Origin of the sequence: Faecalibacterium duncaniae (assembly GCF_010509575.1) — a bacterium.
In the GTDB taxonomy this organism is placed as follows: Bacteria; Bacillota; Clostridia; order Oscillospirales; family Ruminococcaceae; genus Faecalibacterium; species Faecalibacterium duncaniae.
Map to the genome: position 1 here is coordinate 609,571 of NZ_CP048437.1, position 21,299 is coordinate 630,869.

The window sequence follows — 21,299 nt, forward strand, 5'->3', positions numbered from 1 at the left end:
AAGAACATCGAAGATGGTCGGCCATCTGGAACAGGTGACAGATACAAGCAGAGTAGATATTGTTCGATTTTGAGGGCCCTGAAAAGGACACTCAAAGACGTACCTTGAAAACTGAATAATAACTGCGAAACAAAGATTATAGTAAGTTCTTTTAAGAAATATTGCAATTTCAAAAGGAAGGGTAACAATAATCTTCGTTGGCAATAAGAGAGAATCAAGAGGATACCAAATGTTCTGAAAGAACGTTTGAAAGGTCAAGCGAACAAGGGCGCAGGGCGAATGCCTTGGCACTGGGAGCCGATGAAAGACGTGATAAGCTGCGATAAGCTTCGGGGAGCTGCAAATAAGCATTGATCCGGAGATTTCTGAATGAGGAAACTCACCTGGGTTCATACTCAGGTACAATACACTGAAATTCAAAATAGGTGTATTGAGGGAACCGCCTGAACTGAAACATCTAAGTAGGGCGAGGAAGAGACATCAAACGAGATTCCGTAAGTAGTGGCGAGCGAACGCGGAAGAGGGCAAACCGAGAGTAGAAATACTTTCGGGGTACGGACTGCTTTTAAGACTTAATCTGTTAACCGAACGGCATGGGAAGGCCGGTCAGAGAGTGTGAGAACCACGTAGGTGAAAACGGAGAGAGCTGCGCAGGATCCAGAGTACGGCCAGACACGTGAAACCTGGTCGGAATACGGGGGGACCACCCTCCAACCCTAAATACTACCCAGTGACCGATAGCGTATAGTACTGTGAAGGAAAGGTGAAAAGCACCCCGGGAGGGGAGTGAAAAAGAACCTGAAACCCTGTGCCTACAAGCACCTAGAGCGCGTCAAAGCGTGATAGGGTACTTTTTGTAGAACGGTCCGGCGAGCGATTGTATGCAGCAAGGTTAAGGACTTAAGGTCTGGAGCCGAAGCGAAAGCGAGTTTGAAAAGGGCGTTAAGTTGCATATAATGGGCCCGAAACCGGGTGACCTACCCATGGTCAGGTTGAAGTGGAAGTAAAATTCCATGGAGGACCGAACCGACCTCCGTTGAAAAGGCGGCGGATGAACTGTGGGTAGCGGAGAAATTCCAATCGAACCCGGAGATAGCTGGTTCTCCCCGAAATAGTTTTAGGACTAGCCTCAAGTTAGATACCTGGAGGTAAAGCACTGAATAGCCTAGCGGCCGAGAGGTTAGCGAAGCTTATCAAACTCAGAATGCCAGAGTATTGATGCTTGGGAGTCAGACAGTGTCAGATAAATGTCATTGTCAAAAGGGAAACAGCCCAGATCTACAGCTAAGGTCCCAAAGTCAGGTTAAGTGGAAAACGATGTGAAGATACGCAGACAACCAGGATGTTGGCTCAGAAGCAGCCACTCATTCAAAGAGTGCGTAATAGCTCACTGGTCGAGCGTCTTTGCGCGGAGAATTTAACGGGGCTAAACCTGACACCGAAGCTTAGGCAATACAGAAATGTATTGGGTAGGGGAGCGTTGTATACGCGGAGAAACAGTAGCGCAAGCGGCTGTGGAGTGTATAGAAGTGAGAATGCCGGAATGAGTAGCGCGAATGCAGTGAGAATCTGCATGGCCGAAAGCCTCAGGTTTCTGGAGGAAGGTTCGTCCGCTCCAGGTTAGTCGGGAGCTAAGGTGAGGCCGGAAGGCGTAGCCGATGCACAGACGGTAGAGATTCCGTCACCACCAAAAGAGTTAAGCACAGGGACACATATGAAGTCTCAGAGCCGGGTGTTGGTTCCGGTAGAGATCGAGGGAAATTAGTACCGAAGTCTGAGATGGAAGATGGCGAGAAAAGCTGTGTGTATTTCTGAGGTGCCCGTACCGCAAACCGACACAGGTAGGTAGGAAGAAGATTCTAAGGCCAACGGGAGAAGGGTTGTTAAGGAACTCGGCAAATTGACCCCGTAACTTCGGGAGAAGGGGTGCTCCAGAGATGGAGCCGCAGAGAATCGGCCCAAGCAACTGTTTACCAAAAACACAGGTTTGTGCTAAATCGAAAGATGACGTATACGAGCTGACGCCTGCCCGGTGCTGGAAGGTTAAGAGGAGATGTGCAAGCATTGAATCGAAGCCCCAGTGAACGGCGGCCGTAACTATAACGGTCCTAAGGTAGCGAAATTCCTTGTCAGGTAAGTTCTGACCCGCATGAAAGGCGTAATGATTTGGGCACTGTCTCAACAGCCCGCCCGGCGAAATTGTAGTACCGGTGAAGATGCCGGTTACCCGCGACAAGACGGAAAGACCCCATGGAGCTTTACTGTAGCCTAATATTGGGTTTCGATGTTGCATGCACAGGATAGATGGGACTCTGGGAAACCAAGGCTTTGGCTTTGGCGGAGAGGCCGTTGGGATACCATCCTTGCGATATTGGAATTCTAACCTGCGGCTCTGAATCGAGTCGGGGGACATTGTTAGGTGGGCAGTTTGACTGGGGCGGTCGCCTCCTAAAGAGTAACGGAGGCGTTCAAAGGTTCGCTCAGCTTGAACGGAAATCAAGCAAAAGAGTGCAAACGCAGAAGCGAGCCTAACTGCGAGACTGACGGGTCGAGCAGTAACGAAAGTTGGAGTTAGTGATCCGGTGGTATGTGAGTGGAAATGCCATCGCTCAACGGATAAAAGTTACCCTGGGGATAACAGGCTGATCTCCCCCAAGAGTCCACATCGACGGGGAGGTTTGGCACCTCGATGTCGGCTCATCGCATCCTGGGGCTGTATTCGGTCCCAAGGGTTTGGCTGTTCGCCAATTAAAGCGGTACGCGAGCTGGGTTCAGAACGTCGTGAGACAGTTCGGTCCCTATCTGTCGTGGGCGCAGGATATTTGATGGGAGCTGTCCCTAGTACGAGAGGACCGGGACGGACGTACCTCTGGCGCACCAGTTGTTCCGCCAGGAGCATAGCTGGGCAACTACGTACGGATCGGATAAACGCTGAAAGCATCTAAGCGTGAAGCCGACCCAAAGATAAGATATCCCACTGATTCAATCAGGTAAGATCCCTTGTAGACTACGAGGTTGATAGGCACGATGTGTAAGTGGAGCGATCCATTCAGCAAGTGTGTACTAATAGATCGAGGGCTTGACCACAATTCGCTTGAATTCTCAAGTCAATGACAAAATGTGAGCAGTGATTATTCAGTTTTGAAGGCACGTCCTTCATCGTAAGACAGCATAGAGAGTCTTGGAAAACAGCATCTGTTGCGAAACGCAATCCAGCTGTTGTTGCCAACGATTTTAAAAGCTGGATTGCAGTAAAAACACTGGACAAAGTAAAACAAAAATGTTATACTGAACCAGTCATATTGGTCGGTGACGATGACGGTGAGGTTCCACCTGTTCCCATTCCGAACACAGAAGTTAAGCTCACTCGTGCCCAAGATAGTTCGCTGGAAACGGCGCGTGAAAATAGGTAGTCGCCGACTTAAGTGAAAGCTCTGAGATGAAAGTCTCAGGGCTTTTTTGTTGTGTATTACCGAAATGCGAAGATACAGTTTGTTCAAACCGCGCAAAGCGTACTGCTTGACAAACTGCCTACTATGTAATACAATGTAGATAAGCTACAACGCATTGCATAGTAGATAGAAAGGAGGAAGCGGATTGGAAAATAATGCACAGCTGCTAAAGGGTGTATTGGAATATTGCGTGCTACGGCTGATTGAAAAAGAACCAACCTATGGCTATGAAATAGTGATGCAGTTAAAACAGGTCGGTTTTGCAGAGATTAGCGAAAGCACGCTGTATCCGCTGCTTTTACGCCTGGAGCAGCAGGAGAAGGTGACAGTGGAGCGGCGACCTTCTCCCAAGGGACCAAGCCGGAAGTACTATGTGATCACCGAAAGGGGGACGGATTCTCTTTTGGATTTTCAACAGGAATGGAACCGACTGTGCGGTTTGGTAGAAAAGATTTTTCGGGAGGATAGAAGATGAATAACTATTTCACCTTGCGAAGAGCGAACCGTCTGCGCGTAAAACTGCTCAACAGCAAAAGCCAGGAGCAAATCAGAGAGGTTATTCGATATCTGCGGCGTACCAGTTGGGATGAGTGCGGAGTAGAGCTGATATACAGTGACCTGATCGATATGGCGGTGCAGGCCAATGAGAATGGGCAGGAACTATTCAACGTGATTGAGGATGCAAAAACCTTTGCTGAGGAGGTTAAGTCAAGCCTTAAAACTTTGAGGACTGGAGATTATTTCTGGTTTGTGGCACCACTGTATTTCTTCTTTGGCTGGGGGATAGGGGGGCTGCTGCTGTATCCGGTGGTTCCGGACTGGGTGTTTGAACTCTCACTTGGGTATTTGGTGCAGCTTGTGGTCTGCATAACTGCTTTTTGCTGGCTGTTCCGGAAGATGATGGAGCAGGCGGGGTTTCCGCCAAGCAAGCATCGTCTGAAATACTGCGGCTGGCTGGTGCTTTATATTGCAGTGCTGTATGCAACAGGTGCATTTTTTACACGGATCGCTGGAGCTTTTGTTTTGCTGCGCCTGCCGATTTTGCCTTATGCCCTTTTCAGCCTCCTGCTGGGTGCGGGGTTGTATGGCATAAAATTTTGGAAGTATGGCAAAGATGAACGTTTGAGAGAACGTATCTGAATCCTCCTTATGATGTACGTCTGCCGGGCCGTGGAAAACGAGTTCATCCCTGACCTGAACAAAGTAAAGAAGCGCTTCATCCTCTCCCGGATGAGGCGCTTCTTTTCTCATAGATGATAGGTGCTTACTGCCCTCCGTGGCGGCGGTCCTCGGCAGCGAGTTCCTGCTGCAGCGCGGCCTTGCGATGGTCGAGCAGCAGGTCTTTGTTGTACCGGAAATAGCGGTTGCAGCCATTTTCGGTGATGAAGGCATGGGAAGCGGGGTTCAAGGTCAGCTCTGTGACGAACACCACCATCTCCTGACTTTCGGCAAAGGCGTTCTCCATAAAGTCAAATGCAGCTTCCAGCGCGGCGCTGGCGGCTTCCTGTGCCTGATCCCGGGCCTCGGCAAGGGACTGGAACTGTGTGCGCAGGAGGTCAAAGGCGGGCTGTGTGCTCACCGCATTGGCGCGGCGCAGCTCCGCATCCCAGCTGCGGAGGGCGGCATATACCTGCAGGCGGGTATTCAGCGCGTCATGGCTCAGCAGACCGGCGGCACGCTGGCGCTGGGTCTCGGCATCATAGTCCGTGACCATCTGACCGAACAGGGTAAGCTCCCCATCCGGGATGTCCGCAGGCAGGGTGGAAAAGCCCTGTTTGGCCTCCCGCAGGAAGGCGTAGCAGGCATCGGCGACGGCATCGGCCTGCCGGGAAGCAGTGAACCGGGTGTTCAGACCGGACAGAATCAGACTGACCAGCGAGAGCCGTTCATCAAACGGTGCATTGAGCAGGCGGGCATAAACGGCAGGCTTGACCTGACCGGCCAGAATCTCCTCTACGCCGTAGTCATCACGATACTTATAATAGAGATCAAGATAGGCAGAGAAGTCCTCTGCGATCTTCTGGTGCTGGAGATACTGCCGGATGAGCGCTTCATCTGCCTGCAGGCCCAGCGATTCATAGGTGTCCAGCAGGTTGGAGAGATCCTCCCAGCCGCGGGCAGTGACGAACTGTGTGCCGTCCACGTCGGCGTTGATCTGGTAGAAGTTCTGGGGATGCAGATCGAGGTAGCTCAGGATGGCACTGTGGATGTGGGCTGTGCGGGCGTAATCTTTCCATACCTGCAGGTCGGGCTCAATGTCCATCCGACGGACACGATCCAGCGTGACGATATCGAAATCACGGACGGATTTGTTATACTCCGGCGGGTTGCCTGCCGCCACGATGACCCAGCCGGCAGGCACTGCCTGGTTGCCGAAGGTCTTGCACTGCAGGAATTGCAGCATGGTGGGGGCCAGCGTCTCGGAAACGCAGTTGATCTCGTCGATGAAGAGAATGCCCTCTTTCAGGCCGGTGGCTTCCATCTTGGCGTAGACGCTGGAAATGATCTCGCTCATGGTGTATTCGGTCACAGAGACATCCTTGTCGCCATAATGGCGCTGCCGGATGAAGGGCAGGCCCACGGCGCTCTGGCGGGTGTGGTGGGTGATGGTGTAGGCCACCAGTGCCACGCCGCACTCCCGGGCGGCCTGCTCCATGATCTGGGTCTTGCCGATGCCCGGAGGGCCCATCAGCAGGATGGGGCGCTGCCGGATGGAGGGAATGGCATACTCGCCCAATGCGTCCTTGGCCAGGTAGGCTTTGACAGTGTGTTCGATCTCTTCTTTGGCGCGTTTGATATTCATAAGTTCACATCCTCACGAGTTGTTCAATTCACGGTAAGGGTCGTCCTCTTCGGCCAGCGCGTCGGCCAGTGCCGATGCGGCCCGGGCCGTTGGCCCTGAAAATTCATCCTCATCCAGAACCACCTTCATGGCCCAGGGGGGAACGTTGGCATCATCGAATTTTTCACCCAGGAACAGGAACGCGGTGTCGTAGGCCGGGCGGCGGGCCGGGTAGGTACCCATGCCATCGGTAAAATAGAGCAGGCCCCGCAGGTTGGAGAACTTCTTCTCGGCGCAGAGCTGGTTCACATATTCAAAGGCAGGCCGGAAATCAGTGCCGCCGCCGCCCCGCAGCTCAAAGTGGTTCATGGCATGGATGAGCTCGTCTTCGTTACGGATGAGCAGATCCTGCCGGATGGCGTTGTCTGCCTGAATGAGATGCAGGTTCATCCGGTGAAAGAAGTTCTCCCGCCCTTTCAGCAGGGTATAGGTCTCGGCCAGAAAGGCCCGTACCAGCTCGCCGGAGGTGGAGTAGCTGGTATCAATGACCAGCGCCAGCTCCTCGATCTTCTTGCTTTCCCGGGTCTCCAGGGGCTCGATCAGGGGCATGTTACCGTAGACCGACAGGCCGTAGGTGTAGAAGTTCAGGTCGAACTCATCCGGATCGAGGTGGACCTCCTCCCGGGTCACGCAGAACCGCCGCAGGAAATCCTGATAGCTCCGGCGGCTGCGGTTGGCGGCCTTGACCTGCTGCTTCAGGGCATCGGCACCGTCACCGGCTTCCTTGTCCCGCAGGTCCAGCTCGGTCTGCATCCGCTCACCGATCTTCTGCCACGTCTTCTGGGGCAGGGGCGTGGGCATCTGCTGGGGCTGCTCGGGGGCATCCTTGGGCCACAGGCGGTGGTCATCGGTGTAGAATTCCCGCTCCAGCTGGCGCAGAATGCCGGGGGTCTGGCCAGCCAGCCATCGGTAAGCCGGGGCAGCGGCCACCACCCTGCCCTCCGCGGCAATGGCGGCGTAGGCGTTCTGGCGCACCCAGGTCAGCGGGCGCTTGACACTGAAACGATTCAGGCTGTCCAGCACATTCTCTACGGCGATATCGCAGGCCAGATTCCACAGCCGGGCATCACGCTTGCCCTTGAGCCAGAGATGCCGGAATACGCAGTGGAATACCGTGTGCAGATACAACCGATTGAGATATTTTGGATTCTCCTGGTAGAGCCGCAGCAGGGCGCTGGGCTGATAATAGAGGTTCACGCCGTCTGTGGCCAGCACGCCGCACCGCTCGTCCGGTACTGGGGTCAGGGCACTGAGCGCCATATCCAGAAAGCGGAAGTCGAGGTACAGCCCGCTGCGCACCACAGCCAGCACCTCGCCGCCCATCCGGGCCTGCCACTCCTCGTGGGTCTCAGGGCGTTTGGATGCAAAGGGCTTGCGGGGGTCGAAGAATTTTTCTTTTTCAGAAATCAAAATCATACCTCCGCTTCTTCGGGGCGGAACCCCTCTTTTTGTGCTCTGCGTCGGCCAGCAGCGCAGCAGCAGCTGCGTTGTCTGCCTTGGCGGCAAGCGCCGCGCCCTCAGCAAAGGCAGCAGCATCCAGCACATCCAGCGCCAGCAGATCCTTTATGCTGTCGGTATCCTGTGCCTTCAGCAGGCGCTGGAGCACGAGGCCGGTGTGAGAGGCCAGAAATTCACGGTAGGGGTCCTTTGCCTTTTCGGTCAGGTTCCATGGCCAGCGCAGGCGGTCGAAGCAGAGCATGGCCGCCACGCCCTGATCCTCGGCAGCGTGGCCGTCCGGGAAGATGGCATCATATTCTGCGGAAAGGATTTTTCCATCCAGAAAACACTGTCTGTAATGATATCCCTGCCCCGAAAAGGTGTGAAGCAGGATGTGGGCGGGGCTTTCCTCCACGTCCTCCCAGTAGGCGGGGTACCATAGCCCTGCCCGGGGACGTGCCTCACCCGGGAGCCAGAACAGTGCCCGCACGGCCTCGGTGATGTTGTTCACAAGGGCGAACAGGCCGGTCTTTTCCTCAGGAGCGGCCCGGACAAGGAGGTCTGCCAGCGCAAAACAGTTCAGGAACACGTCGCTGCCCACGGTCAGGTCGCCGGCTCCCACACTGAGCCGCCGCAGCCTGCGGCAGTTGTAAAAGGCGCAGCTGCCGATGACCTGCAGGCTGTCCGGCAGGATGACCTCCTCCACGAAATTGCCGCACACCGGGTGCAGCTCCTCCGGGGCAGCAGCCCCTTCCCCGAAGTCGAGGTCATAGCGGCCATGCCGTCCGGTCAGGTTGCGGCCAAAGGCCTGCACAAGGGCGCAGGTGCCGTCCGGGCTGACTTCATAGCGGCAGAGCGTATCGGCCCTGGGCAGGCTTCTGGGCTTCTCGGAGAAGCAGTAGTCCCCCAGCTCGGTGATGGCCAGCACCCCGCCCTCCGGGCCCGGTACGCTTGCGGGAAGGGCCGCACAGGGCGCGTCGCCGTAAACACGGGTCAGGCGGGCGGTGTTCTTCTGTAACGGGATGATATCGATAAACATAGGGTCTCCTAACAAAAAAACTGCTGCACGGGCAGAGCCGTGCAGCAGTTGGGAGGGATGCGGTTACTGTGCGGCCTGTGAAGAAGCGGTAGAGGCGGCCGCATTGTCGGCAGCTGGAACCGTGCCGGTATTGGCAATATACAGGCTGAGGAACACACCCATGATGAGGGTGGCAACAGCCATCAGGATCGCATTCCGGATCAGATGCTTTTTCATCTGTTTGTACTCCTTTGAAAGGATTTACTTTGCAGGCTTGAAGCTGTCGCGCAGGGTGACCACGCGGTTGTACACGCCGGGGTTCTTGCTGTCCGGGGTGAAGAAGCCGGTGCGGACAAACTGGAACTTCTCGCCGGGCTTGGCATCCTTCAGGCTCTCTTCCAGCTTGCAGCCCTTGCGCACCACAACGCTCTCGGGGTTCAGGTAGTCCTTGTAGTCGCTGCCCTCGGGGATGGCGTTCATGTTGGCCTCGGTAAACAGCTTGTCGTACAGGCGGACTTCAGCATCCACAGCGTGGTCAGCGCTGACCCAGTGGATGGTGCCCTTGACCTTGCGGCCATCGGCGGGGTTGCCGTTGCCGGTCTCAAGGTCGGCGGTGCAGTGGATGGCGGCGATGCTGCCGTCGGGGTTCTTCTCCACGCTCTCACACTTGACGATGTAAGCGCCCATCAGACGGACTTCACCGCCAATGGTCAGACGCTTGAACTTCGGGGGCGGCACCTCGGCAAAGTCCTCGCTCTCGATCCACAGCTCGCGGGTAAAGGCGACCTTGCGGGTGGAGGCATCGTTGGCTTCGCGGTTGGGGTTGTTGGCCACCTCAAAGAATTCAGTCTTGTCGGCGGGGTAGTTGTCCACGACCAGCTTCACAGGGTCCAGTACGGCGATCCGGCGCTGGGCGGTCAGGTCCAGCTCACTGCGGATGCAGGCTTCCAGCTGACGCATGTCGATCAGGTTGTCGGACTTGGAGATGCCGGCCTCCCGGACAAAGGTGAAGATGGAGGTGGGGGTGTAGCCGCGGCGGCGCAGGCCGCACAGGGTCGGCATCCGGGGATCATCCCAGCCATCCACGATGCCCATTTCCACCAGCTCGCGCAGGTAGCGCTTGCTCATCACGGTGTTGGTCATGTTCAGGCGGGCGAACTCGCGCTGCTTGGGGAACTCGGTGCCAAAGATATTCTCGATGACCCAGTTGTACAGGGGACGATGATTCTCGAACTCCAGGCTGCACATGCTGTGGGTGATGCCCTCAATGGCATCCTGGATGGGATGCGCAAAGTCGTACATGGGGTAGATGCACCACTTATTGCCCTGGCGGTGGTGTTCAGCATACTTGATGCGGTAGATGGCCGGGTCACGCATGTTCATGTTGGGGCTGGCCAGGTCGATCTTGGCACGCAGAGTCTTTTCACCCTCCTGGAACTCACCGGCACGCATCCGGCGGAACAGGTCCAGATTCTCCTCCGGGGTGCGGCCACGCCACGGAGAGGGACGGCTGGGCTTGCCGGCATCGGCACCACGGTACTCGCGCATCTCGTCACGGGTCAGGTCGTCCACGTAGGCCTTGCCTTCCAAGATGAGCTTCTCGGCGTACTCGTAGCACTTGTCAAAATAATCGCTGCCATAGAAGATGCCGCCGTTGGGGTCAGCGCCCAGCCAGTGCAGATCCTCAATGATGCTGTTGACATACTCCTCACCTTCGCGGGCGGGGTTGGTGTCGTCCAGGCGCAGGTTGAACTTGCCGCCATACTGGTTTGCGATGGACCAGTTGATGTAGATGGCCTTGGCGCTGCCGATGTGCAGGTAGCCGTTGGGCTCCGGCGGGAAGCGGGTATGGATCTCGCTGATCTTACCCTCGGCCAGGTCAGCGTCGATGATCTCCGTCAAAAAGTTTTTATCTGCCATAGTGGTTTCCCCCTTGGTTTCAGGGCATCGCAGCCCGGAATTACACTTTCTTTCAATACACTTTATAATACACCATTTTTGGCTCTGCTTCAAGGCAAAAATACAAAGTAAGGGTGGTTTTTGGTGCCCCGGGCAGATTTCTGCATTCTGCGCACTTGACGAATGCACAAAAAAAGGGTATAGTATGGTAGTATTCATTTTTACGGGGTGTTGCGCAGTTGGTAGCGCGCCTGCTTTGGGAGCAGGAGGCCGCGAGTTCGAGTCTCGCCACTCCGATATAACAAAAAGTCACGATGAACCGTTTATAAATGCGGTTTTGTCGTGGCTTTCTTTGTTGTATAAATGCTCTGAAAACTCTGATTTGTGCCTTTTTGCCTTGTTTCTGTCATTTAGATGATATAATCATTCCCTGCCTGGTCGGGTGCGGCGAGGTCGGCCAGAGTGATCTTGCCAAAGTAGTCGGCGATCATGTCGTTCAGGCCCTTCCACATCGTATAGGTTCGGCAGTTGGGCAGCCGCTCGCAGGCGGGAGCACCGGGCACAAGGCAGCTCACGGGGGCAAGGCTGCCCTCGGTCAGCAGCAGGATCTCTGCCACGGTGTACTGGTCGGGGGTGCGGGTCAGCCGGTAGCCGCCGCCCTTGCCGCGCAGACCTTCCAGAAAGCCGTTCTGCACCAGCACCTTCAGGATGTTTTCCAGATATTTTTCCGAGATCTCCTGCCGTTCGGCGACCTCCTTCAGCGGCACATACCGCTCCGCCTGGTGTTCGGCCAGGTCGATCATTACGCGCAGTGCGTAACGGCCCTTGGTTGAAACGATCATAGCTTTTCTCCTTATCAACCCCTCAGACGCTTTGCGCCAGCGGCCCAGTCAGGGGAGGCAATGCGCAGGCATGGATAGCGGGGTTGTCCTCTTCTCATTAACAAACCTATTATACAACAGGGTTTGTAACTTTTCAATCGCTTTTTCGTTTTTCCATTGACAAAGGGGGAAAAGAGGACTATAATACCATCAAACCTACAAACCATGTTGGTTTACAGGAAATATGGAATGCGTCAGAATAACATCCCGGGCCCTGCGCCCGCAGAGGGAGGACTTTTACTATGAGCAAGATTTACACTTCCGCAGATCAGCTGATTGGCCACACTCCGCTGCTGGAGCTGACCCATATCGAGAAGGAAGCCGACCTGAAGGCCACCGTTCTGGCCAAGCTGGAATACTTCAACCCCGCCGGCTCTGTCAAGGATCGCATTGCCAAGAAGATGATCGACGATGCCGAGGCCACCGGCAAGCTGAAGCCCGGTTCCGTGATCATTGAGCCTACCTCCGGCAACACAGGCATTGGTCTGGCCGCTGTGGCCGCTGCCAAGGGCTACCGCATCATCATCGTGATGCCCGAGACCATGAGCGTGGAGCGCCGCCAGCTGATGAAGGCTTACGGCGCAGAGCTGGTCCTGAGCGAGGGCGCAAAGGGCATGAAGGGTGCCATTGCCAAGGCGGATGAGCTGGCAAAGGAGATCCCCAACGCCTTTATCCCCGGCCAGTTCGTGAACCCTGCCAATCCGCAGGCACACATCGAGACCACCGGTCCTGAGATCTGGGAGGACACCGATGGTCAGGTCGATCTCTTTGTGGCTGGCGTTGGCACCGGCGGCACCGTTACCGGCGTGGGCAAGTACCTCAAGAGCAAGAACCCCAATGTCAAGGTCGTGGCTGTGGAGCCTGCCTCCTCTCCTGTGCTGAGCAAGGGCGTTGCAGGTGCGCACAAGATCCAGGGCATCGGCGCGGGCTTTGTGCCGGATGTGCTGGATACCAAGGTCTACGATGAGATCATCACCGTGACCAATGAGGATGCCTTTGCGACCGGCCGCTTGATCGGCCACAAGGAAGGCGTTCTGGTGGGGATCTCTTCCGGTGCAGCGGTCTGGGCTGCGCTGGAGCTGGCAAAGCGCCCCGAGAACGCAGGCAAGAAGATCGTTGCTCTGCTGCCCGATACCGGCGACCGTTACCTGTCCACCCCGCTGTTTGCCGAATAAGCTGTAACCCCACAAGCCGCTGCGCAGAAATTTTTGCGCAGCGGCTTTTTTTGTGCTACAATAAACCCATCAATTCCAAGGAGAACTCTGTTATGAACTACTACGCCGCCCCGATGGAGGGGCTGACAGACCGCATCTGGCGGCAGGCCCACCAGCGCTGGTTCGGTGCACCGGAGGCCCCGGTGCGGTACTATGCGCCGTTTCTCTCGCCGCCGGAGAACCGGGTGCTCATCAAAAAGAAGATGGCTGAGCTGGAACCGGCGGCCAACCCGGGGGTGCAGGTCATCCCGCAGCTGCTGGCAAAGGACGGCGAACTTGCGGCCTGGATGATCGGGGAACTGCGCCGGATGGGCTATACCGAGGTCAACCTGAACTTCGGGTGTCCCTCCGGCACCGTGACAGCCAAGGGCAAGGGTTCCGGAATGCTCCGGGACCCGCAGAAGCTGGATGCCTTTCTGGACGCTGTTTTTTCGCAGGCAGGTGGGTCGGTGTCGGTCAAGACCCGGTTGGGCGTGGCCCGGGCGGAGGAGTTCGGGGAGATCCTGGACGTTTACAACAAATACCCCCTCTGCGAGCTGACCATCCATCCCCGGGTGATGAAACAGCTCTACCGCGGCCAGGCCGACCGGGAAGCCTTTGCTGCCTACCTGCCCGCCTGCACTGCTCCGGTCTGCTACAACGGCGATGTGACCACCGTGGATGACCTGCGGGCACTGGAAGCGGCATTCCCGGAACTGTCTGGCATCATGGTGGGCAGGGGCCTCATCGCAGACCCTGCCCTTCTGCGCAAGGCTGTGGGCGGCCCTGCCGCTTCCCGGGAAGAACTGCGCGGCTACCATGATGAACTCTATCACGGCTACACCGAAGCCTTTGGGATGGCCAGCTGTGCCGTGAGCCGGATGAAAGCCCACTGGTTCTATCTCATCCACCTTTTCGATGGGGCCGACGCACTGGAAAAGCCCCTGCGCAAGGCCCGGGAAGGCTGGGAGTATGAGACGGTGGTGAACCAGATCTTTGCCTGCTGGCCAAAATAAAAGCCCGCCGCCTCCTGCGAGGCAGCGGACTTGTGTAAGCGCGGCTCAGACGTTCAGGTAGCTGCGGAGCATGGCCTGCAGCAGATCGTCACGGTCAACTTTGCGGATGAGGGAGCGGGCTCCCTTGTATGTGGTGATATAGGTGGGATCTTCGGACAGGATATAGCCCACCAGCTGATTGACCGGATTGTAGCCCTTTTCCTTTAATGCATCGTACACCTGCTGTACGATCTCGTGAATCTCGTAGTCCTTTTTGTCGTGGATCGAAAAAATAGCAGTCGCGTCGCCCACGCAATGCACCCCCTTCGGTATCCCTCTCGCATTCCGTTCCGAGAGGTCATTGGAACTTATAGCCCATTGTACACGAAATGAACGCTGACTTCAAGATTCCAAGCTGGAATTTGCACACTTTGCCTAAAAATTTTTGAAAATTTGAGTAAAAAGAACGGAGCGAATTTTCCCGTTCAGGAGGTTTTTCATGGTCTACGGAATCGGCTGCGACCTGTGCAGCATTGCGCGGATGGAAAAGAGCCTGCTGGGTCCCCATGGCGCGGTCTTTGCACGCCGGGTGTTCGGCCCGGCGGAGCAGGCGGCACTGGGCCTGCCTCTGGCAGAAGAAGAGGGCACGGCCCGCCGCACCGCCCATACCGTGGCCAGCGCGGCGGCGGACTTTGCGGCCAAGGAGGCTTTCCTCAAGGCGGCGGGCACCGGTCTGCGGGAGCCCTTCTCCCTCTGCGAGATCGAAGCCGTCCGCCTGCCCGGCGGGGCACCGGCCTATCGCTTTTCCGGCCGGAGCGCCCAGTGGGTGGAAGCACGCCGCCTGCGGGCACATCTCTCCCTGAGCCATGAAGACGGCATGGCCATGGCGTACTGCATCCTGGAAACGGAAACCTGAACTTCCCGTCTGCATACAATGGAATAAGCCCGCGCGTGCATAGCGGCCCTGCAGTCGGCTCATACTAAAGGCAGAGCGACTGAGGATGCGCAAAACGCACCACATAGCGGGCGCATCCTCCAAGATCAGGGAGGGAAGATTCCATGGAGGTACACAGAGGAGAAGTTTTTTACGCCGATCTTTCGCCGGTGGTGGGCTCGGAACAGGGCGGCATTCGGCCGGTGCTCATCGTCCAGAACGAGATCGGCAACCGGCACAGCCCCACCGTGATTGCAGCGGCCATTACATCCCGGCTGGACAAAGCCCGCCTGCCCACCCATATCAACATCCGGGCGGCAGATACCGGCCTTGCCAAGGACAGTGTGGTGCTGCTGGAACAGATCCGCACACTGGATAAGCACCGCCTGCGCGAGCGGGCCGGGCAGATCACGCCTGAGGATCAGCGCCGGGTGAATCAGGCACTGGATGTCAGCCTTGGGCTGGACAGCTACTGACAAAAAAATGAGACTGCCAAGGCCTGGCAGTCTCATTTTTTTGATGATTCCGGTTATTTTACGCTGTCCTGCGCGTCGTGGAGCAGGGCATATTCGCGGATCTTTTCCAGCGTCTGCTCGCTCAGGATATGCTCTGCCTTGCAGGCATCCTCGGCGGCGACCTCCTCGTCCACGCCCAGCTGCACAAAGAAGTGGGTCAGCAGGCGGTGGCGGCTGTAAATGCGCTCTGCGATCTCGCGGCCCGGTTCCAGCAGGGTCAGGTTGCCCTCACCGTCCACCGCGATATAGCCGTTCTCCCGCAGCTTCTTCATGGCAATGCTCACGCTTGCCTTGGTATAGCCCAGCTCATTGACCACGTCGATGGAACGGACACGGCCCATTCTCTGGTTGAGCATCAGGATCGTTTCAAGATAATCTTCTGCGGATTGGTGGATCTGCATGGTATCGGCCTCCTGCCTTCTTGATTCCCGGCCCGGGGCTGAAAACGCACGTCGGTTCGGTTTGTTATAGAATACCACATTCTCCCGGGGGATGCAAGCAATCCCTGAAAGTTTGTTAAAACAAACCAACTGAAACATGAAAAATCTGTGGGTTTGTGCGCAGGAACCACCGGTCAGCAGGCGGGGGGAAGGGGAAGAGGAAGGTAAAAGGAAGGTTTTTTGTGTGAAACTCACAGTCTCCAACGTGTTTTTGAACAACAGCTGTGCAAGCCGCAGAAAATGGCTCCAAGACAGAAATTAGGTGTGTCGAAATCTGTTTTTTGTGATAAAATAAAAACAGATATGCGCTTTCAGCATCTGATTTCATCGTCAAGACAACAGGAACATTGAAGGAGTTGTAAGTATGTCCAACGAGATCAATCCGATGGCATTTTTCCAGGAACCCAGCGTGGCAGACCTGCGTCTGCTGGCCTGCCCCGGTGCAGAGGAGCTGACCAAGCTGATCGACCAGCATCTGGTGGAATGGGCAAAGTCCGCAGGCGTGGAGAAGGATAGCTTTATCATCCCCTGCGAGTGCCCCCGCTTCCAGAGCGGTGACGCAAAGGGCCTGGTCAGGGAGTCTGTGCGCGGCGACGATATCTTTATCGTTATCGATCCGGGCAATTACAGCGTTACCTACAACCTGTTCGGTTACGAGAACCACCTCTCCCCGGATGACCACTTTGCCAACCTCAAGCGCCTGATCCAGGCAGTGGCCGGCAAGGCACACCGTGTGTCCGTTATCATGCCCAGCCTGTACGGCGGCCGTCAGCATCGCCGCGTGGTTCGCGAGAGCCTGGACTGCGCTGTGGCCCTGCAGGAGCTGCAGACCATGGGCGTGCGCAACATCATCACCTTTGATGCCCACGATCCCCGCGTTCAGAACGCTGTGCCGCTGCTCAGCTTCGACAATGCAATGCCCACCTATCAGGTGCTCAAGAGCCTGCTGAAGAAGAACCCCGAGATCAGCTTTGATAAGGAGAAGTTCATCGTGGTCAGCCCCGACGAGGGTGCCATGAACCGCAACATGTACTTCTCCAGCGTGCTGGGCTGCAACCTGGGTATGTTCTATAAGCGCCGCGATTACACCCGCGTGGTGAACGGCCGCAACCCCATTGTGGCACACGAGTACCTGGGTGATTCCGTTGAGGGCAAGACTGTCTTTATCGCCGACGATATCATCGCTTCCGGCGAGAGCATGCTGGAGGTTGCAGGCAACCTGAAGGAGCGCGGCGCTGCCCGCATCATTGCCAACGCGACTTTCCCGCTGTTCACCAGCGGCCTGAAGAAGTTCGATCAGGCAGTTGCCGATGGCAAGCTGGACTACGTTGTGGGCACCAACCTGACCTACCGCCAGCCCGAGCTGCTGACCCGCGACTGGTATGTTGACGTGGATGTCTCCAAGTATGCTGCCTACTTCGTGGTGGCACTGAACCACGATATGTCTGTTTCCAGCATCATCGATCCCATCAAGAAGATCGAGGCTCTGCTGGCAAAGCGCGGCTGATCAGAAAAAATGCAATGCAAAAGGAGCTGTACTCCCGCGGGGGTACAGCTCCTTTTTGTATGTACAGCATTTGGCAGAAGCCGGGGCTGCTGTTCCTCAGCGGTTCCGGTAGGCCTCTGGGCCTTCCAGATACAGATCCCCGCCGTGGGCATCCAGGATGACAGTCAGGGGCATGTCCTGCACGGTCAGGCGGCGGACAGCCTCACAGCCGAGGTCGGGCCAGGCGATGACTTCCAGCGTCTGGACACTCTTGGCCATCAGGGCACCGGCACCGCCCAAAGCGGCCAGATAGACTGCACCGTTGCGGACAACGGCCTCCTTGACAGCGGCATCCCGCTTGCCCTTGCCGATCATAATTTTGTTGCCCAGGTCCAGCAGGCGGGGGCTCATGGCATCCATCCGGCCGCTGGTGGTGGGGCCGGCAGAGCCGATGACCTCACCCGGGCGCTCCGGGGTGGGGCCGACGTAGTAGATAGCGCTGCCCTCAAGGTCGAAGGGGAGCGGTTCGCCCCGGTCCAGTGCTTCGATCATCCGCTTGTGGGCCTGATCCCGGGCGGTATACACCACGCCGGAGAGCAATACGGTATCGCCTGCCCTGAGGGGGGCCAGATCCTGGGCGGTGCAGGGGGTGGTCAGTCTGTATTCCATTGCAAAGCCCCTCCTTACAGCTGGGCCGACGCGCGGCGGGTGACATGGCAGGAAACGTTCACGGCCACGGGCAGGCCCGCCACATGGGTGGGCATCTGCTCAATGGCAAGGCCCAGACAGGTGGTCTGGCCGCCAAAGCCCTGCGGGCCGATGCCCAGCTCATTGATGGCGGTCAGCAGCTCCCGCTCCAGACCGGCATAATAGGGATCGGGGTTGGGAACATCCAGCGGGCGGAGCAGTGCCTTTTTGGCCAGATAAGCCACCTTGTCAAAGCTGCCGCCTACGCCGATGCCCAGCACGATGGGCGGGCAGGGGTTGGAACCGGCCAGCTGGACGGTCTCCAGCACGAACTTCCGGAAGCCCTCCACGCCGTCGGCGGGCTTGAGCATCTGGATGCGGCTCATGTTCTCGCTGCCAAAGCCCTTGGGGGCCACGGTGATGGTGCAGCCGTCGCCGTCTACCAGATGAACGGTGATGGCTGCGGGGGTGTTGTCGCCGGTGTTGCCCCGGCGCAGCGGGTCGGCCACGATGCTCTTGCGCAGGTAGCCGTCGGTGTAGCCGCGGCGCACGCCCTCGTGGATGGCGGCTTCAAAGCTGCCGTCGATGTGGACATCGGTGCCCAGCTCCACGAACACGCAGGCCATGCCGGTGTCCTGGCAGATGGGCAGGTCTTTTTCTCTGGCGGCGCTCAGGTTGGACCACAGCAGGTCCAGGGTATTCTTTGCCAGCGGCCAGGGCTCTTCCTGCCGGGCCTTGTCCAGCGCCGCCTGCACATCCTGCGGCAGGCGGGTGTTGGCCTCGATGCAGAGCCGGGCTACGGCGTCGGTGATGGCTTGTGCGGAGATGTTCCTCATCTCGTGTTCCTCCCTTTACAGGCGGGCAGTGCCGGTCTCGCGGGCAGCCTTTGCCACGGCAGCAGCCACGGCCTCGGCTACACGGGGGTCAAATGCGCCGGGGATGATGTTCTCCTCGCTGCGGTCGGCATCGGTGATCAGGTCAGCGATGGCATAGGCTGCGGCCAGCTTCATCTGGTCGTTGATGTCGCGGGCGCGAACGCTCAAAGCGCCCTTGAACAGGCCGGGGAAGCAGAGCACATTGTTGACCTGGTTGGGGAAGTCGCTGCGGCCGGTGGCCATCACGCGCACGCCGCCTGCCTTGGCATCGTCCGGCATGATCTCGGGGGTGGGGTTGGCCATGGCAAAGACGATGGCATCCTTGTTCATGGTCTTGCACAGCTCGGTGGTCAGGATGCCGGGGCGGGACACGCCGATGAATACGTCGGCTCCCTCGATGGCTTCCTTCAGGCCGCCCTTGATCTGGCGGGGGTTGGTCACCTCGCCCAGCCAGTTCTTGTGGGCCTCGGCGCTGTTGCAGCCCTTGTACAGTGTGCCGAACTGGTCCACGGCCACGATATCCTTGGCACCGGCGGTCATCAGCATCTTGATGATGGCAGTACCGGCAGCGCCGGGACCGTTCAGGACGATGTGCACGTCCTCCATCTTTTTGCCCACCACGCGCAGGGCGTTGATGAGGGCAGCGGTCACCACGATGGCGGTGCCGTGCTGGTCATCGTGGAACACGGGGATATCCAGCTCCCGCTCCAGCGTCTCTTCGATCTCAAAGCACTCGGGGCTCTTGATATCCTCCAGATTGATACCGCCAAAGGTGGGGGCAATGGCCTTGCAGGCTGCGATCACGCTGGCGGCATCGTGGGCATCGATGCAGATGGGGAAGGCATCCACGCCGCCGAACTCCTTGAACAGCACGGCTTTGCCCTCCATCACAGGCAGACCGGCCTCGGGGCCGATGTCACCCAGGCCCAGCACGGCGGTGCCGTTGGAGACAACGGCCACCATGTTGCCCTTGAAGGTGTACTTATAAACATCGTCGGGGTTTTCCTTGATCTTGCGGCAGGGCTCGGCAACGCCGGGGGTGTAGGCGGTAGACAGGTCATCACGGGTCTTGACCTCCACCTTGCTGGTAATGCCCACCTTGCCGTGGTGGGTCTCGTGCATTTCAAGGGCGGCTTTGTTGTAATCCATGGGGTGTTCCTCCGTTTGTATCGGGCGCTTCCCGCGGAAGGGAGCGGCCGGGGTTTCTCGTATCTCCTTTATTTTAACAGAACCGGGCGGGCATTTCCACCGGAAAAGCCGCTTTTTCGGCCGGTGCCCCGCAAAAGTCGGACAAACCCGGCGCTCTATTTGTGGAATTTCTGCAAAATTCTTTTCTTTTTCACTTTTGCCCTTTATAATAAGGTCTGTACTATGCGACCCGAATCTGAACCCGGCGGGATGCCGGTGTTCCAACAGGAGGAACTTTATTTTGAAAAAGATCATCACAAAGGCGGTCTGCCTGCTCTGCGCCGGTGCGCTGGTGCTGGGCGCAGCAGGCTGCTCCAAGTCCGCTGATTCTTCTTCTGCCGCTTCCAGCACAGCCGCCGCTGTTTACGGCAGCGCGGAAGATTACGATTACGAGAACTTCTCCTACAGCAGCGGTCTGGACGAGAACGGCTACTGGGAGGGCGTGAAAGCGCTTGACTATGTCACCCTGCCCGAGAACTTTGCAAGCCTTACCTTCAAGCGTTCTGAGATCGAGCCCACCGAGGAGGAGATCCAGAGCGAGATCGACAGCCTGCTCAGCGACCACGCCACTGAGAAGCAGGTAACGGACCGTGCCGCAGCGGACGGTGATACCGTCAACATCGACTATGCCGGTTCCGTGGATGGCGTTGCGTTCAGCGGCGGCACTTACAGCGGCTACAGCCTGACCCTGGGCAGCGGTACTTTCGTCGATGGCTTTGAGGATCAGATCGTAGGCCACACCCCCGGCGAGACCTTTGATGTCACCGTGACCTTCCCGGAGGGATACAGCGATTCTACCGATTCCGAGGGCAACACCGTTGTCCTGAGCGGCAAAAAAGCTGTGTTCTCCGTTACCCTGAACTACATCAGTGAGAAGGTCCTGCCCGAGCTGACCGACGCGTGGGTGGCCGAGAACTACGGCGAGAGCGATGATGTTCACACCGTGGAGGAGCTGAAAGCGCTCTACCAGAAGATGCTCTACAACACCAACCTGCAGAACGCCATCATGGACGACCTGCTGGCGAACTCCACCTTCAAGGAGCTGCCCAAGGAGGTCACCGATTATCAGGTGAACCAGTGCCTGAACTACTACTACACCATGGCCAACTACTACGGCTACGATCTGGACAGCTTTGTGCAGACCGCCGCTGGCTATGAGAACGCCGATGACCTGCTGGAGGGGATGAGCGACAGCATCACCACCTACTCCAAGGAGGCTCTGCTCTATCAGGCAGTGGCCGAGACACTGGACATCGTGCCCACCCAGGAGCAGATCGATACCTATTCCTCCTACACCGGCACCTACGGTGAGAACTACTGCACTATGGTCGCCCTGATGGATGCCGTCACCGATGCGCTGACGGAGAGCGCAGTGGTGAGCTGAGTGCCCTGCCCCCCTATCAAGAGAACTTGTGCCGCTTCGGGTCCGCCGGGGCGGCATTTTTGTCTTGTTTGCA

General features: G+C 57.4%; 19 protein-coding genes, 1 tRNA gene and 2 rRNA genes. 11 read left to right on the forward strand and 11 right to left on the reverse strand.

The annotated features are described in order from the left end of the window. Positions 1 to 252 precede the first annotated feature (252 nt). The 4 genes from GXM22_RS02860 to GXM22_RS02875 all read left to right on the forward strand — a co-directional run bounded on the left by GXM22_RS02860 (position 253) and on the right by GXM22_RS02875 (position 4,592). Positions 253 to 3,087 (forward strand): 23S ribosomal RNA (locus tag GXM22_RS02860). A 218-nt stretch (positions 3,088 to 3,305) separates the two neighbouring features. Further along, positions 3,306 to 3,422: ribosomal RNA gene (gene rrf / locus GXM22_RS02865) — 5S ribosomal RNA — on the forward strand. Between the two features lie 175 nt (positions 3,423 to 3,597). Then, positions 3,598 to 3,927 carry a PadR family transcriptional regulator gene (locus GXM22_RS02870; RefSeq protein ID WP_005936428.1) on the forward strand — a complete coding sequence of 110 codons (330 nt, stop codon included), beginning with the start codon at positions 3,598 to 3,600 and terminating at the stop codon, positions 3,925 to 3,927. Continuing rightward, complete coding sequence (locus GXM22_RS02875) at positions 3,924 to 4,592, forward strand: hypothetical protein (protein WP_005936430.1); 669 nt, start codon at positions 3,924 to 3,926, stop codon at positions 4,590 to 4,592. The genes GXM22_RS02870 and GXM22_RS02875 overlap by 4 nt, the downstream gene beginning before the upstream one ends. A gap of 124 nt (positions 4,593 to 4,716) precedes the next feature. Here GXM22_RS02875 and GXM22_RS02880 read toward each other — a convergent pair whose 3' ends face one another. The 5 genes from GXM22_RS02880 to GXM22_RS02900 all read right to left on the reverse strand — a co-directional run bounded on the left by GXM22_RS02880 (position 4,717) and on the right by GXM22_RS02900 (position 10,669). Beyond that, entirely contained in the window at positions 4,717 to 6,255 is a 1,539-nt protein-coding gene (locus GXM22_RS02880) for an AAA family ATPase (protein ID WP_005936432.1), read from the reverse strand. Between the two features lie 12 nt (positions 6,256 to 6,267). Further along, positions 6,268 to 7,710, reverse strand: coding sequence for a vWA domain-containing protein (locus GXM22_RS02885; RefSeq protein ID WP_005936434.1), 1,443 nt, complete (start codon positions 7,708 to 7,710; stop codon positions 6,268 to 6,270). Beyond that, on the reverse strand, positions 7,694 to 8,770 hold the full coding sequence (locus GXM22_RS02890) for a leucine-rich repeat domain-containing protein (RefSeq protein WP_005936437.1): 1,077 nt from the start codon (positions 8,768 to 8,770) through the stop codon (positions 7,694 to 7,696). The genes GXM22_RS02885 and GXM22_RS02890 overlap by 17 nt, the downstream gene beginning before the upstream one ends. 63 nt (positions 8,771 to 8,833) lie before the next feature. After that, positions 8,834 to 8,986 carry a hypothetical protein gene (locus GXM22_RS02895; RefSeq protein WP_005936439.1) on the reverse strand — a complete coding sequence of 51 codons (153 nt, stop codon included), beginning with the start codon at positions 8,984 to 8,986 and terminating at the stop codon, positions 8,834 to 8,836. 24 nt (positions 8,987 to 9,010) lie between these two features. Next, a complete protein-coding gene (locus tag GXM22_RS02900; RefSeq protein WP_005936441.1) occupies positions 9,011 to 10,669 on the reverse strand; it encodes a glutamine--tRNA ligase/YqeY domain fusion protein in 1,659 nt (552 codons plus the stop codon). 203 nt (positions 10,670 to 10,872) lie between these two features. On the opposite strand from GXM22_RS02900, the gene GXM22_RS02905 reads away from it, so the two are divergent. Further along, positions 10,873 to 10,945: transfer RNA gene (locus GXM22_RS02905), tRNA-Pro, on the forward strand. A 113-nt stretch (positions 10,946 to 11,058) separates the two neighbouring features. Here GXM22_RS02905 and GXM22_RS02910 read toward each other — a convergent pair. Then, positions 11,059 to 11,490, reverse strand: coding sequence for an RrF2 family transcriptional regulator (locus GXM22_RS02910; RefSeq protein ID WP_005936443.1), 432 nt, complete (start codon positions 11,488 to 11,490; stop codon positions 11,059 to 11,061). 281 nt (positions 11,491 to 11,771) lie between these two features. Here GXM22_RS02910 and cysK point away from each other — a divergent pair, with 281 nt between their 5' ends. Both cysK and GXM22_RS02920 read left to right on the forward strand, forming a co-directional pair. Continuing rightward, positions 11,772 to 12,704, forward strand: coding sequence for a cysteine synthase A (gene cysK / locus GXM22_RS02915; RefSeq protein ID WP_005936447.1), 933 nt, complete (start codon positions 11,772 to 11,774; stop codon positions 12,702 to 12,704). 92 nt (positions 12,705 to 12,796) lie between these two features. Further along, a complete protein-coding gene (locus GXM22_RS02920; RefSeq protein WP_005936449.1) occupies positions 12,797 to 13,738 on the forward strand; it encodes a tRNA dihydrouridine synthase in 942 nt (313 codons plus the stop codon). Between the two features lie 45 nt (positions 13,739 to 13,783). Here the strand turns inward: GXM22_RS02920 and GXM22_RS02925 are convergent, their stop codons facing one another. Beyond that, positions 13,784 to 14,029: an IreB family regulatory phosphoprotein gene (locus GXM22_RS02925; protein ID WP_005936452.1), complete on the reverse strand. Its 246-nt coding sequence runs from the start codon at positions 14,027 to 14,029 to the stop codon at positions 13,784 to 13,786. Positions 14,030 to 14,216: 187 nt separating this feature from the next. On the opposite strand from GXM22_RS02925, the gene GXM22_RS02930 reads away from it, so the two are divergent. Then, the gene (locus tag GXM22_RS02930; RefSeq protein WP_005936455.1) at positions 14,217 to 14,633 is read left to right on the forward strand and encodes a holo-ACP synthase; all 417 of its coding nucleotides are present in this window, start codon (positions 14,217 to 14,219) and stop codon (positions 14,631 to 14,633) included. Positions 14,634 to 14,776: 143 nt separating this feature from the next. After that, a complete protein-coding gene (locus GXM22_RS02935; protein ID WP_005936458.1) occupies positions 14,777 to 15,127 on the forward strand; it encodes a type II toxin-antitoxin system PemK/MazF family toxin in 351 nt (116 codons plus the stop codon). A gap of 53 nt (positions 15,128 to 15,180) precedes the next feature. Here GXM22_RS02935 and GXM22_RS02940 read toward each other — a convergent pair whose 3' ends face one another. Next, positions 15,181 to 15,567: a metal-dependent transcriptional regulator gene (locus GXM22_RS02940; protein WP_035395062.1), complete on the reverse strand. Its 387-nt coding sequence runs from the start codon at positions 15,565 to 15,567 to the stop codon at positions 15,181 to 15,183. Between the two features lie 403 nt (positions 15,568 to 15,970). Between GXM22_RS02940 and GXM22_RS02945 the strand changes: the two genes are divergently transcribed. Continuing rightward, positions 15,971 to 17,113, forward strand: a complete 1,143-nt coding sequence (locus tag GXM22_RS02945) for a ribose-phosphate pyrophosphokinase (RefSeq protein WP_005936461.1) — start codon at positions 15,971 to 15,973, stop codon at positions 17,111 to 17,113. 96 nt (positions 17,114 to 17,209) lie between these two features. Here GXM22_RS02945 and GXM22_RS02950 read toward each other — a convergent pair whose 3' ends face one another. Genes GXM22_RS02950 through GXM22_RS02960 form a run of 3 tightly spaced genes read right to left on the reverse strand, consistent with a single transcriptional unit; the run spans position 17,210 to position 19,803 of the window. After that, positions 17,210 to 17,761 (reverse strand): Fe-S-containing hydro-lyase, encoded by a 552-nt coding sequence (locus tag GXM22_RS02950; RefSeq protein ID WP_005936462.1) that lies wholly within the window; start codon positions 17,759 to 17,761, stop codon positions 17,210 to 17,212. Between the two features lie 14 nt (positions 17,762 to 17,775). Continuing rightward, positions 17,776 to 18,615 (reverse strand): fumarate hydratase, encoded by an 840-nt coding sequence (locus GXM22_RS02955; RefSeq protein WP_005936465.1) that lies wholly within the window; start codon positions 18,613 to 18,615, stop codon positions 17,776 to 17,778. Positions 18,616 to 18,630: 15 nt separating this feature from the next. Then, positions 18,631 to 19,803: an NAD(P)-dependent malic enzyme gene (locus tag GXM22_RS02960; protein ID WP_035395064.1), complete on the reverse strand. Its 1,173-nt coding sequence runs from the start codon at positions 19,801 to 19,803 to the stop codon at positions 18,631 to 18,633. Between the two features lie 280 nt (positions 19,804 to 20,083). Here GXM22_RS02960 and GXM22_RS02965 point away from each other — a divergent pair, with 280 nt between their 5' ends. Continuing rightward, entirely contained in the window at positions 20,084 to 21,226 is a 1,143-nt protein-coding gene (locus GXM22_RS02965) for a trigger factor (RefSeq protein ID WP_242651707.1), read from the forward strand. The last annotated feature ends 73 nt before the right edge of the window (positions 21,227 to 21,299 follow it).